Source organism: Nocardia sp. (genome assembly GCF_025465275.1).
Classification (GTDB): domain Bacteria; phylum Actinomycetota; class Actinomycetes; order Mycobacteriales; family Mycobacteriaceae; genus Nocardia.
Genome location: NZ_JAODNK010000030.1, coordinates 1 through 11,590, shown reverse-complemented (window position 1 = coordinate 11,590; position 11,590 = coordinate 1). Strand labels below are relative to the sequence as shown.

The following is an 11,590-nucleotide window of genomic DNA, read 5'->3' as shown; positions in this document are numbered from 1 at the left end:
CTGTTCACCGGCGCGAACCTGCCGAACGATTTCCGGCTGACCAATACGGCCGCGCTGGCGATGGACTTCGATCAGAACTCCGCCGAATACATCCTGCAAGCCGGTCTCGGATTCTACGACTGCCCGGTGGCGGGGAAGACCTATCCGGTCCCGAATGGCCTTGCCTCCGTGCCGATTCTGGGTCCGACGCTGTTCGTCATCCCATTGCGGGTCGGCTTCGGGCAGAACTACACGCCCGCCGCCCACGATCAACTGTGCGGTTGGCGCAATTACGACCAGGTCTGGCCGTCCGGTATCGATGCGCCCGGGATCGGGCAGGGCCCGCCGACCGACAGCGATCACGAGGTCACCGACGTCCGGCAATTCGCGCATGCCATGAATCCGGGCTGGCAGCCGACAAGCTACTTCGAGGAGTACACCTCGTTCCGGCTGATCACCGATATGGTTTTCGCCCTCGGGCTGGGCCGCGACGGTGATCTCGGCAAGCTGCAGTACCGCTCCGGCGGCATTCTGAGCTTCCTGCTGCACGGTGACCGCTGGCAGAGCACGCCCGCCGGTCGCCGCAATCTGACGTTGCTGTCCGGGGACTCCCCGGTGCAGAACGCCGGGCTCGGTGGTCTGCTGCCGTACAACGCGAAATACATTCCGGGATACCGGCATTACGACGTAGTCACCGCTGCCGAGAAGCAGAACAACGGCCTTCCGGAGCCCGCGAGTTCGTATATCGCCGCCTTCATCACCCAGCCGACGGGCTGAATCGGGTTGTGGTGCAGCGCAGCCCGGAACAATCCTCATCTCGTAGGGAGCAATTGATGCACTCCAGGAGCCGCGTACTGCGCGCCGCCTCGGTACTCGCGGTCACCGTCTCGGCCTGTGGTGTGATATCGCTCGAACCAGCTGCGGCGCAGGGGGATTCGAATACCTGGTTTGTCGAGGCGGGGGCCGGGCCGGGCGGCACCGGCAGCATCGATGCGCCGTTCGATTCGCTGGCCGCCGTGGCGGCCTCGGCGGGCGAGGGTGACACCATTGTGGTGCAGCCTGCCGGGGCGAACGTGCCTCCGCTCGACGGCGGCATAGTGCTGAAGCCCGGACAGCGGCTCATCGGCGGCGGTCCTGCGGTGCAGGGCGCCGCGCCGGGCGCCGATCTGCCCCGCCTGACCAACGCCACCACTGCCGGAAACGGCGATGCCGTGGTGCTCGCGCGGGGCAGTGAGGTACGCAATCTTGTCATTACCGGCGCGCTCCGTGGCGGCATCTACGGTTCGGACGCCGCTGACGCGGTGGTCGACGGCAATGATGTGGCGGCCACGAATCAGCGCTGCGCGGACGGCTTCCTCATCGGACCGTTCACGTTGCCGCCGACGATCGCGATCGGAGCGACAGCGCCGCCGCTACCCGATTTCATCACGCTGAACAACGGCTGGGCGGCGATCATGACCGACTTCTCGACGGTGACCGGCGACGTGCGGATCGAGAACAACACCGTCCACGACACCGCCTGCGGCGACGGGATCGATGTGCGGGCCACCGGAACCAGCCGGATGACAGCTCACGTGACTGGGAATGCGCTGCGCAATATCAATCTCGGGCTGGCGAAGCTGTCGGTGCTCGCGATCGGAGTCCAGTCCGCCGGTACGGCGGAGCTGACCGCAGCGCTGGACGGCAATTCGCAAACCGATATCGCGGCACCGGCGGTGTCGCCGCTGAACGCTCTCGCCGACAGTGAGGGGTTGTTCATCAACCCGCTCGGGCAGTCCCGGCTGCGGGTCACCGTCACCGGCAACCGATTCCGCAATGGCGGCGGCCACTTCTCCGCCAACGGTCTGGAATATGTGACCACCAGTGGCACTCCCGACAGCGAAGTCGCGGTCACCGACAGTGATTTCGATACCGTCACCGGTGACATCATCGAGAACTACAACCTCAGCAGCGAGGGCGCCCGGCAATCGCTGAGTCTGGACCGGGTCCGGGCGCACAACTCGTTGTTCCCCGGCGCCGCGCTCAATTCGATCGTGCCGACCAATCTCGGAACATGCTTGGTCACAACGAACTTCGGGCGCACCGGCCAAACCCATCTGAGCGTCGCGAACTCCGACTTCAGCGACTGCAGCGCAGACGGCATCGGCCTGATCGCCTTCACCCCGGAGGGACCGACACCGTCCACCGCGGCGCTGACATTCGACATCCACGACACATCGGTCACCGGCTCCGCCGCCAATGGCATCAATATCGTCAATGTCGGTGATACGGCAGTTCTGCAGGGCACTGTCGCCCGGACCACCGTCACCACTGCCCAACAGGCACTGCTCCGGGCAAACAATCGTGACGGCGTGATCGGCACCGCCGCAATAGATTTCGGCGGGGGAGCGCAGGGCAGTCCCGGCATGAACTGCCTTGTCGGGAGTACTACGCAGGTTGATGTCTCAGGCCTTTCGCTTGCCGCCGAAAACAACTGGTGGGGCTTCCCCGGCGGCCCGGACCGGCCGCAGAACGCGGCCGACACCGGCAACCCGCTACCGACCGCTCCGCGTCCCGGCTGCTGACCTATCGATCCGAGCGGGGCAGATCCGGTACGAAGGACTTGCTTTGTTAGGTAAGCCTGACCTACACTCGGAATCGGCGTTAGGGCCGAGTGAGTGTTCCGGAGGGCTGCCGAGAACCCCCGGTCCCTTGCCGCGGCGGGTTCCCCTACCAAGGGGAGCCCGCCGCTTCGTTATCCGGGCCCGCATGCGAATGTGGATTCATGACCGAAGACTTCTCGTCGCTCAAGTCCATGGCCGATGTGACGCCCGAGCTGATGAACAAATTCAGTGAGGGCTTCTTCACCGATACGTTCGGGTTGAAGCTGACCGAGATGACCTCGGATCAGGTGACGGCGGAGTGGGTCGTCACCCCGCAGCAGTTCCAGCCGGCGGGCATTGTGAACGGCGGCGTGTACTGCACCGTCATCGAGACGCTGGCGAGCATCGCGGGCAGCATCTGGCTCGGCGATCGCGGGACCGTGGTCGGCGTCAACAACAACACCGACTTCCTGCGCGCGGTGCGCGAGGGTGTGCTGCGCGGTGTGGCGACCCCGGTGCACCGTGGCCGATCGCAGCAATTGTGGGTCGTGGTCATTACCGATGAACAGGATCGCACGGTCGCGCGCGGCCAGGTCCGGTTGCAGAACCTCAGTCCCCGGGGCTGATTCGGTCCCCAGCTCTCAGTTGCCTCTCAGTCGCTGTGGGCAGCATGGAGGTATGCGCAATTCTGGTGCTCGCGGCATGAGCTCGTGAGTAGAACCGTCCCACACCGTCCGGTGGTCGCCGGGCTCGGGAACGTACCGGAATCCGATCCGCTCCCGCCGCTGCCGTCGGCCCGCTCGGTCTCGCTGCGCTGGCGGGTCATGCTGCTGGCCGCCTCGGTGGTGACGGTCGCCGTCGCCTTCACCTCCATCGCGGCCTACGCGATGGTGGCGCGCTCGCTGTACGCGGATGTGGATTCGCAATTGCGGACGCGGGCCTCGGTCATGATCGCCAACAATGTCGACAGCATGAACTATCTGGAGGCGCTCACCCTCGGGAGTTTGTTCTCGAACGATATCGGTGTGGCGCTGATCTATCCGGACAGCAAGTCCGAGGGCTACGTGATCGGGCAGGACGCCGCACCGCCGATCGGCACCCAGGAGATGGCGGTCGCGCACGGGGAGATTTCCTACTCGCTGCGCACGGTCGGCAATCAGCGCGTGCTCGCCGAGCGCACGCACTCGGGGTCCACCCTGGTGATCTCGCAGCGGCTACAGCCCACCCAGAAGGTGCTGGACCGGCTGGCGTGGTTGCTGTTCGTGGTCGGCGGATGTGGCGTCCTGCTCGCCGCGGCCGCGGGAACGGCGGTGGGCCGCACGGGTTTGCGGCCTATCGCCCGGCTGACCGCAGCTACCGAGCGTGTGGCTCGTACCGATGACCTGACTCCTATTCCGGTGACCGGTGATGATGAACTCGCCAGGCTCACTGAGAGTTTCAACACGATGTTGCGTGCGCTGACCGAATCTCGTGAGCGGCAGCGGCGTTTGGTGGCTGATGCCGGTCATGAGCTGAAGACGCCATTGACGTCTTTGCGCACGAATATGGAGTTGTTGATCGCTTCGTCGCGTCCGGGTGCGCCGCGTATTCCGGATGAGGACATGGTCGAATTGCGTTCGGACGTGATGGCGCAGATCGAGGAGTTGTCCACGCTGGTGGGCGATCTGGTGGACCTGGCGCGTGAGGACGCCCCGGACACCGTCTACGAGCAGGTCGATATCAGCGAAGCGGTGGACCGCGCACTGGAACGCGTCCGCAGACGCCGGGCCGGAATCGACTTCAGCACCGATCTGCGGCCGTGGCTGGCCTACGGGCACGAGGCCAGTCTGGAACGCGCGATCATCAATGTCCTCGACAATGCGGCCAAATGGAGCCCCGAGGGCGAACAGGTGCGGGTCGGCATGCGGGAGAACGCCTCGGGCCTGATGGAGCTGATCGTCGACGACGCCGGTCCCGGCATCCCCGCCGCGGAGCGTGAGCTGGTCTTCGAACGGTTCTATCGTGCGACGACCTCGCGCTCGATGCCCGGGTCGGGGCTGGGGCTGGCGATCGTCAAGCAGGTGGTGATGAATCACGGCGGCACCATCGCGGTCGAGGGCTCCGACCGGGGCGGGACGGTGCTGCGCATTGTGCTCCCGGGGGAACGCGGCGCGCCCGCCGTGTACGAAACATCGAGGTAATACGGGTCGTGCCAGAATGACCGACGACCCGCCCCGCAACCTCGGTAGGAGCCCGAATGCGTCTGTCGCCGCACGAGCAGGAACGCCTGCTCCTGAGTTATGCGGCCGAGCTGGCTCGGCGTCGGCAGGGCCGCGGGCTCAAGCTGAACCACCCCGAGTCGATCGCGCTGATCGTCGATCATGTGCTCGAGGGTGCGCGCGACGGCCGGACCGTCGCTGAGCTCATGGCTTCCGGCCGGACGGTGCTGAAGCGCGCCGATGTCATGGACGGGGTGCCCGAGATGATTCACGACGTTCAGGTCGAGGCGACCTTCCCGGACGGCACCAAACTTGTCACCGTCCACCACCCGATCGGCTGACGTCTCATGATTCCTGGTGAATACCTCTGTGCCGAGGGCACGATCGAGCTCAATGCCGGAGCCGAACGCATCGAAGTCGATGTGGTGAACACCGGCGATCGCCCGGTGCAGGTCGGCAGCCATGTGCATTTCCCGCAGGCGAACTCGGCCCTGCGCTTCGATCGCGAGGCCGCGCACGGCCGCCGCCTCGATATTCCGGCCGGTACCGCAGTGCGCTTCGAACCCGGTCTGGGGCAGCGGGTTTCGCTGGTCCCGCTGGGCGGCAATCGCGAAGTGCACGGAATCAGCCTGACTCCTCCCGGAAAGCTGGATGCCTGATGGCCGAACTCTCCCGCGCCCGGTACGCCGAACTCTTCGGCCCCACCACCGGCGATCGAATTCGCCTGGCGGACACCGACCTGCTCATCGAGATCACCGAAGACCGCAGCGGCGGACCGGGACTCGCCGGTGACGAGGCGGTCTTCGGCGGCGGCAAGGTGCTGCGCGAATCCATGGGCCAGGCGCGGGCGACCCGCGCCGAGGGCACTCCCGATACCGTCATCACCGGAGCGGTGATCGTCGATCACTGGGGAATCATCAAGGCCGACATCGGCATTCGGGACGGGCGCATCTGCGGGATCGGCAAGGCCGGCAATCCCGACACCATGACCGGGGTGCATCCGGATCTGGTGGTCGGGCCGTCGACGGAGATCATTGCGGGCAACGGCCGCATCGTCACCGCGGGCGCCATCGACTGTCACGTGCACTTCATCTGCCCGCAGCTGCTGGAAGAGGCGATGGGTGGTGGCATCACCACCCTTGTGGGCGGCGGCACCGGCCCGGCCGAGGGCTCCAAGGCGACAACCGTCACGCCGGGCGCGTGGCATCTGGGCCGCATGCTGGAGGCCACCGACGGGTGGCCGATGAATATCGTGCTGCTCGGCAAGGGCAATACCGTGCGCCAGGAAGCCATGTGGGAGCAATTGCGTGGCGGCGCAGCCGGTTTCAAACTGCACGAGGACTGGGGGACCACCCCGGCGGCCATCGATGCCTGCCTCACGGTGGCGGATGCGTCGGGTGTGCAGGTGGCATTGCACTCGGACACCTTGAACGAGGCCGGATTCGTCGAGGACACCCTGGCGGCCATTCGCGGCCGGGCCATCCACTCGTATCACACCGAGGGTGCGGGCGGCGGGCACGCGCCCGACATCATCACTGTCGCAGCGCATCTCAATGTGCTGCCCAGCTCCACCAATCCCACACGGCCGCACACCATCAATACGCTCGACGAGCATTTGGACATGCTCATGGTGTGCCATCACCTGAGCCCGTCCATTCCGGAGGATCTGGCCTTCGCGGAGAGCCGGATTCGGCCCTCGACCATCGCGGCCGAGGATCTGCTGCACGATATGGGCGCGATCTCCATGATCGGCAGCGATTCCCAGGCCATGGGCCGCATCGGCGAAGTGGTCATGCGCACCTGGCAGACCGCGCACGTCATGAAGCGCCGTCGCGGCGCGCTGCCGGGAGATGGTGCGGCGGACAATAATCGGGTCCAGCGTTATATCGCGAAGTACACCATCTGCCCGGCGGTCGCCCATGGTCTCGATCATGAGATCGGTTCGGTCGAGGTCGGCAAGCTGGCCGATCTGGTGCTTTGGGAGCCGGCGTTCTTCGGGGTGCGCCCGCATGCGGTGCTCAAGGGCGGCATGATCGCCTGGGCCGCCATGGGTGATGCGAATGCCTCCATTCCGACCCCGCAACCGGTGCTGCCGCGACCCATGTTCGGTGCTGCACCGGCCGTCGCGGCGGGGACTTCGCTGCATTTCGTGTCCGAGCAGGCCATCGAGGACGGTCTCGCCGATCGGCTCCGGGTGAATCGGAAGCTGGTGCCGGTGGCCAATGTCCGCAAGCGGACCAAAGCGCACATGCCGCGCAATGACGCCATGCCGCGCATCGAGGTGGATCCCGATACCTTCACCGTGCGCATCGACGGCGAAGTGTGGGCGGAGGAGCCGGCCACGGAACTGCCGATGGCGCAGCGCTACTTCCTGTTCTGAGTCGCGGGTCGCCATTCGGCCCGCGATCATGCCGAATTAAAGGGAGGCCACCCGCGGCGTGCGGGTGGCAGACTTGCCGGTATGACGACATCCGACTGGGCTGAAGTTGATCATTACCTCGTGGATACCCTGGTAGGAGACCAGGATTCGGTGATATTCGAGGCGAATGCGGCCGCCGGGCTGCCCGCCATCGATGTGTCGCCGCCGCAGGGCAAGTTCCTGTATCTGATCGCCAAGACCGCGCGGGCGCGCCGGGTGCTCGAGATCGGCACGCTCGGCGGGTACAGCACCACCTGGCTGGCGCGGGCCGTCGGCAAGCAGGGGCAGGTGGTGACCCTCGAGTACGAGCCCAAGCATGCCGAGGTGGCGCGCGGGAACCTCGATCGCGCCGGTGTCGGCGACCGCGTGGAGATTCGGGTCGGGGCCGCCCTGGACAGCCTGCCGGTATTGGCGGGGGAGAACCCCGAACCCTTCGACCTGGTGTTCATCGATGCCGACAAGGTCAACAACGCCAACTACGTGCAGTGGGCGCTGAAGCTGACCCGCCCCGGCTCGGTGATCATCGTCGACAATGTGGTCCGCAACGGCGGTATCGCGAACCCGGATTCCCGCGATGCGGCGGTGCGGGCCAGCCGCGAGGTCATCGAATTGTTCGCGGCCGAACCGCGATTGGACGGCACCGTGCTTCAGACCGTCGGCAGCAAGGGCTGGGACGGGTTCGTCTACGCCCTGGTGGCCGAGCAGGACTGAGGCTATTTCCGCGCACCGTCCGGGTGCGCGGCCAGCTCCTCCCAGAAGTCGACGTACCCCTGCTCGTGCGTGATGCCGAGCAGCAGGATGCGTCCCCGCGACACCGCGCGCTCGCTGTCGTTCGGATCGATCTCCGCGTGCAGCTTGCGGTAGAGGTCCAGCCAGCGCCGGTGTTCCGCGGCCTGCGCATGTGCCAGCACCACCACATCTCCGGGCCCGCCCAGGTCGGCGAAGAAGAGTTTCACCTGGGCGGGATCGCGCGTCTCGGGCGGCGGTGCGCCGGGATCGCCCAGCCAGCGGGTCAATTCGGTGCGGCCGGCATCGGTGAGGTGGAAGACCCGCCGCCGCCGTCCGCTGGTCTCCGCCTCCTCGTGCAGCAGTCCCTGCTCGGCCAGTCGTGGCGGGATGCGATAGAGCTGCGCGTGCGGAATCGGCCAGAAGCAGTCGACGCTCTCCTCGACCCTGGCCTTGAGCTCGTACGGGGTCAGTGGCCCGTGCCTGGCGATCAATCCCAGCACGATGTGGTCCTGTGGGCCGAGTTCGGCCATGCCACAACTCCTTTCACTAGCTACCTCTTGACACCGTATCGGTGAGACTATAGTTTAGTTCCAGAGAGACCGTATCAGAGATACTATTTAGGAGCGGGAAATGCGCGACTTCGGCATCGAATTGTTCAACCGGTGGACCATCATGTGGAACGGCGATCTGGCGCTGGCGCAGGAGATCATGGCCCCGGAATTCACCCTGCGGTACGCCCAGCCGGGCGCCTCCGACTACGACGACATTCACGATCCGAAGGCCTTCGCCGCGCAGATCGAGTCGTTCCATCAGCAGGTGCCGGGCCTGACGTTCACGCCGCAGGGCACGCCGGTCGTCGAAATGGACGACACCGGAACCGGCATCATCGCGCGTCCGTACGGGGCCCAGTTCGACGGGCCGGAGGGCACGCGCGTCGACGTCAGCGGCACCGACATCCTGCGTACCGAGAACGGTGTGATCGTGGAGGTCTGGTCGGTGTCGGGCGGGCTGATCGGGCGCAGCTTCTACTGAGTCGCGGACACCGCTCGTCCGGTGCGGGGATCGGCCACGGAGAATGGGCGCATGTCGAAGCGTCGCAAGGCCCGTCCGGTCCCCGCGGAGTGTCCGTGCGGGCTGCCCGCGAACTATGCGGACTGTTGTGGGCGGCTGCATCGGGGTGCGGCGCAGGCGAATACCGCGGAACAGTTGATGCGTTCACGGTTCAGTGCCTTCGCGGTGGCGGACGAGGCGTATCTGCTGCGCAGTTGGGACCCCGCGACCCGGCCCGCCGACGTGGATTTCGATCCCGGAATGCAGTGGGAGCGACTGGAAATCATCGGGGCGACCGGCGGCGGTCCGTTCCATACCGAAGGCACCGTGGAGTTCCGGGCGCACTACCGCTCCGGCGGCACGGCGGGCGAGCTGCACGAGAACAGCCGATTCCGCCGCGACAACGGGGCGTGGGTCTACCTCGACGGCGTGATCGAGAACTGAGTTCAGCCGAAGGCCATGAGGCCCAAGGTCGCTCCGGCCGGATCGGCGATCGCGCCCACCTTGGACGGGCCGGGCATGTCCTGCGGTTCCTGCACGATCGAGCCACCCAGCTCGACCGCCCGTGCGGCGATGGCATCGGCGTCGGCGACCCGAATCGTGGTGGACCAGAACGGCGCCGGCTCACCTGACGCCGCAATATGCGCACCGCCGAATTCGCGGCCGCCCGAACCCGGGGAGAGCGCCTGATACGGGTTCACGGTCGCGGTTTCCCAGCCGGCGTTGCCGTAGTTCCAGCCGAGCACCGTCGCGTAGTGGGCCATGGCCTCGGCGGGGGCGCGGGCGGCGGTGTACTCGACCCAGACCGGATTGTTCTCCTCGCCCCAGCGTTCGGTGCCGGGACGGGTGATCGGATGCGAGATGCCGTAGGGCGCGCCGTCCGGATCGGTGAGAATCGCGAACTCCAACTGGCCGAATACGTCTGTGGGCTCAATGAATACGCCCGCACCGGCCTCGACGGCGGTCGCGGTGGTGGCCTTGGCGTCGGCGACGGTGAAGTACGGCAGCCAGATCGCCGGTTTGGTGCCGCCGTCCGGGGTGGCGGCCGAGACGACGCCCGCGACGTGGGCTCCGTCCTGTAGCAGCAGGGTGTAGTGCCCGGCCTCGGCGCCGGTGTCCCGGGCGGTCCAGCCGAACAGGGCGCAATAGAAGTCGGCGGTGGCGGGAATGTCGGGGGCGGTGACGTCGAACCAGCGGGGTGCGCCGGGCGTGAAGTCGGAAGGCATGCCATCTCCTCGTCGTTGGTGACGGTTCATGCACGTGCGCATGCTGCGCGAGCTTGCAGCGCGTGCACTTTTACAGACGGTGCCGGGCAGTGGAATTCATCGCGACCTTGCCTCGAAGCCGTCGCAGAGTGCGGCGAGACCTGAGTCCAGGAGGTGTTCGGGATTCAGTAGATCGTCGCCGCCGGTGCCGATGAGATCGGTGAGGGCGGGCGGTGTCGGCCAGCGCGGTGCGCCTTCGAGTAGTGCGGTGAGGCCGGAGCGGTCCTCGCTCTCGCTGTCGCGGTCGATCAGCAGGCGGGCGCTGACATGCTGCAATGCCACACCGGCGATGTAACTCCACACCGACAGTGACATGCGGGTGGCTTCGCGGGTGCTGACGCCGAGTTCGGAAAATCCCTCGACCAGCCAGCTGAGTACGACCAAGCTGTTCTCGCCGAAGTTGTAGCGCGGGACCGCGAAGGTGAACAGCACCCATGGATGTTCCTGGTACAGCCGCCAATCCACCTCGGCGGCGATGCGTACGCGATCGCGCCAGGTCCAGCCCTGTGCTTCGGCGGGCGGGTAGGGATTGCGCCGGGAGACCTCATCGGTCATGGCCGCGAGGAGGGTGTCCTTGTTCGGGACGTGCCGGTACAGCGACATGGCGCCCGCGCCCATGCGCTCGGCGATGCGGCGCATGGAGAGCGCGTCGATTCCGGACTCGTCGGCCAGGGTGATGGCGGTGTCGACGATGGCGGCCCGGGTGAGCTTGGCCTCGGTCATCGGACGAATTCTTTCCTTCCCGGCACGGCTATGCGTACACTGTACTCCAGCCGCGCGTACGACGTACGCGCCCTGCTTGTATCAAGCCCTGCTTGTGCAAGCACTTCTTGTTCAAGCCCTTGTGTATGAAGCCCTCAATCAGCTCGGAGGATAGGTGATGACCAGCATTCTCGCGCGTTCCGTCGCGCAGACGCCGCGCCGTGCCTGGCTCGGCCTGGCCGTACTGCTCTTGCCGGTACTGCTGGTGTCGATGGACATGTCGGTGCTGTACCTGGCCATGCCTACGCTCACCGAGCATCTGGATCCCTCGGCCGCACAGCAGCTCTGGATCCTCGACATCTACGGCTTCATGATCGCCGGACTGCTCATCACCATGGGCAATCTGGGTGATCGCATCGGACGGCGGAACATCCTGCTCGTCGGCGCGACCGTATTCGGGCTGGCCTCGGTGCTGGCGGCGTTCGCACCGAGCGCCTCGGTGCTGATCGCGGCGCGGGCGCTCATGGGTGTCGGCGGCGCGACCCTGCTGCCGTCAAGCCTCGCCTTGATTTCGACCATGGTCCCGGAGGCGCGGGCACGGGCCACCGCCATCGGCGTCTGGACCGCGTTCTTCGCGGGCGGGTCGGCGGTCGGGCCGATCATCGG

At 66.4% G+C, this 11,590-nt stretch carries 13 protein-coding genes and 1 pseudogene; 11 read left to right on the top strand and 3 right to left on the bottom strand.

Annotated features, from left to right (window positions below; genetic code table 11):
- The 8 genes and pseudogenes from JWN03_RS07740 to JWN03_RS07705 all read left to right on the top strand — a co-directional run.
- Positions 1–756: pseudogene (locus JWN03_RS07740) on the top strand (hypothetical protein); the annotation flags it as partial.
- 56 nt (positions 757–812) lie between these two features.
- Positions 813–2,543 carry a hypothetical protein gene (locus JWN03_RS07735; RefSeq protein ID WP_297611822.1) on the top strand — a complete coding sequence of 577 codons (1,731 nt, stop codon included), beginning with the start codon at positions 813–815 and terminating at the stop codon, positions 2,541–2,543.
- Between the two features lie 200 nt (positions 2,544–2,743).
- Positions 2,744–3,187: a PaaI family thioesterase gene (locus JWN03_RS07730; RefSeq protein ID WP_297611819.1), complete on the top strand. Its 444-nt coding sequence runs from the start codon at positions 2,744–2,746 to the stop codon at positions 3,185–3,187.
- A gap of 111 nt (positions 3,188–3,298) precedes the next feature.
- Positions 3,299–4,741, top strand: a complete 1,443-nt coding sequence (locus JWN03_RS07725; RefSeq protein ID WP_297611824.1) for a HAMP domain-containing sensor histidine kinase — start codon at positions 3,299–3,301, stop codon at positions 4,739–4,741.
- 56 nt (positions 4,742–4,797) lie between these two features.
- The gene (locus JWN03_RS07720) at positions 4,798–5,100 is read left to right on the top strand and encodes an urease subunit gamma (protein ID WP_297611816.1); all 303 of its coding nucleotides are present in this window, start codon (positions 4,798–4,800) and stop codon (positions 5,098–5,100) included.
- Positions 5,101–5,106: 6 nt separating this feature from the next.
- A complete protein-coding gene (locus tag JWN03_RS07715; protein WP_297611813.1) occupies positions 5,107–5,418 on the top strand; it encodes an urease subunit beta in 312 nt (103 codons plus the stop codon).
- Positions 5,418–7,139, top strand: a complete 1,722-nt coding sequence (locus JWN03_RS07710) for an urease subunit alpha (protein WP_297611810.1) — start codon at positions 5,418–5,420, stop codon at positions 7,137–7,139. The genes JWN03_RS07715 and JWN03_RS07710 overlap by 1 nt, the downstream gene beginning before the upstream one ends.
- 81 nt (positions 7,140–7,220) lie before the next feature.
- Positions 7,221–7,889 carry an O-methyltransferase gene (locus JWN03_RS07705; RefSeq protein WP_297611807.1) on the top strand — a complete coding sequence of 223 codons (669 nt, stop codon included), beginning with the start codon at positions 7,221–7,223 and terminating at the stop codon, positions 7,887–7,889.
- Positions 7,890–7,891: 2 nt separating this feature from the next.
- Here the strand turns inward: JWN03_RS07705 and JWN03_RS07700 are convergent, their stop codons facing one another.
- Positions 7,892–8,437 (bottom strand): PadR family transcriptional regulator, encoded by a 546-nt coding sequence (locus tag JWN03_RS07700; protein WP_297611805.1) that lies wholly within the window; start codon positions 8,435–8,437, stop codon positions 7,892–7,894.
- Between the two features lie 100 nt (positions 8,438–8,537).
- On the opposite strand from JWN03_RS07700, the gene JWN03_RS07695 reads away from it, so the two are divergent.
- Together JWN03_RS07695 and JWN03_RS07690 are read left to right on the top strand one after the other, a co-directional pair.
- Positions 8,538–8,939 carry a nuclear transport factor 2 family protein gene (locus JWN03_RS07695; protein ID WP_297611802.1) on the top strand — a complete coding sequence of 134 codons (402 nt, stop codon included), beginning with the start codon at positions 8,538–8,540 and terminating at the stop codon, positions 8,937–8,939.
- 51 nt (positions 8,940–8,990) lie between these two features.
- Entirely contained in the window at positions 8,991–9,401 is a 411-nt protein-coding gene (locus tag JWN03_RS07690; RefSeq protein ID WP_297611799.1) for a YchJ family protein, read from the top strand.
- A gap of 2 nt (positions 9,402–9,403) precedes the next feature.
- On the opposite strand, the gene JWN03_RS07685 is transcribed toward JWN03_RS07690, so the two are convergent.
- Together JWN03_RS07685 and JWN03_RS07680 are read right to left on the bottom strand one after the other, a co-directional pair.
- Positions 9,404–10,183 carry a VOC family protein gene (locus JWN03_RS07685; RefSeq protein WP_297611796.1) on the bottom strand — a complete coding sequence of 260 codons (780 nt, stop codon included), beginning with the start codon at positions 10,181–10,183 and terminating at the stop codon, positions 9,404–9,406.
- A 96-nt stretch (positions 10,184–10,279) separates the two neighbouring features.
- A complete protein-coding gene (locus tag JWN03_RS07680) occupies positions 10,280–10,945 on the bottom strand; it encodes a TetR/AcrR family transcriptional regulator (protein ID WP_297611794.1) in 666 nt (221 codons plus the stop codon).
- Between the two features lie 157 nt (positions 10,946–11,102).
- Between JWN03_RS07680 and JWN03_RS07675 the strand changes: the two genes are divergently transcribed.
- On the top strand, positions 11,103–11,590 hold a 488-nt coding region (locus tag JWN03_RS07675; protein ID WP_297611791.1), incomplete at its 3' end, for an MFS transporter.

Bases quoted from the DNA above. Each gene is read 5' to 3' on its own strand.
- JWN03_RS07685 (WP_297611796.1), bottom strand. From the start codon at position 10,183: ATGCCTTCCGACTTCACGCCCGGCGCACCCCGCTGGTTCGACGTCACC.
- JWN03_RS07700 (WP_297611805.1), bottom strand. From the start codon at position 8,437: ATGGCCGAACTCGGCCCACAGGACCACATCGTGCTGGGATTGATCGCC.
- JWN03_RS07720 (WP_297611816.1), top strand. From the start codon at position 4,798: ATGCGTCTGTCGCCGCACGAGCAGGAACGCCTGCTCCTGAGTTATGCG.
- JWN03_RS07695 (WP_297611802.1), top strand. From the start codon at position 8,538: ATGCGCGACTTCGGCATCGAATTGTTCAACCGGTGGACCATCATGTGG.
- JWN03_RS07705 (WP_297611807.1), top strand. From the start codon at position 7,221: ATGACGACATCCGACTGGGCTGAAGTTGATCATTACCTCGTGGATACC.
- JWN03_RS07680 (WP_297611794.1), bottom strand. From the start codon at position 10,945: ATGACCGAGGCCAAGCTCACCCGGGCCGCCATCGTCGACACCGCCATC.
- JWN03_RS07690 (WP_297611799.1), top strand. From the start codon at position 8,991: ATGTCGAAGCGTCGCAAGGCCCGTCCGGTCCCCGCGGAGTGTCCGTGC.
- JWN03_RS07730 (WP_297611819.1), top strand. From the start codon at position 2,744: ATGACCGAAGACTTCTCGTCGCTCAAGTCCATGGCCGATGTGACGCCC.
- JWN03_RS07710 (WP_297611810.1), top strand. From the start codon at position 5,418: ATGGCCGAACTCTCCCGCGCCCGGTACGCCGAACTCTTCGGCCCCACC.
- JWN03_RS07715 (WP_297611813.1), top strand. From the start codon at position 5,107: ATGATTCCTGGTGAATACCTCTGTGCCGAGGGCACGATCGAGCTCAAT.
- JWN03_RS07735 (WP_297611822.1), top strand. From the start codon at position 813: ATGCACTCCAGGAGCCGCGTACTGCGCGCCGCCTCGGTACTCGCGGTC.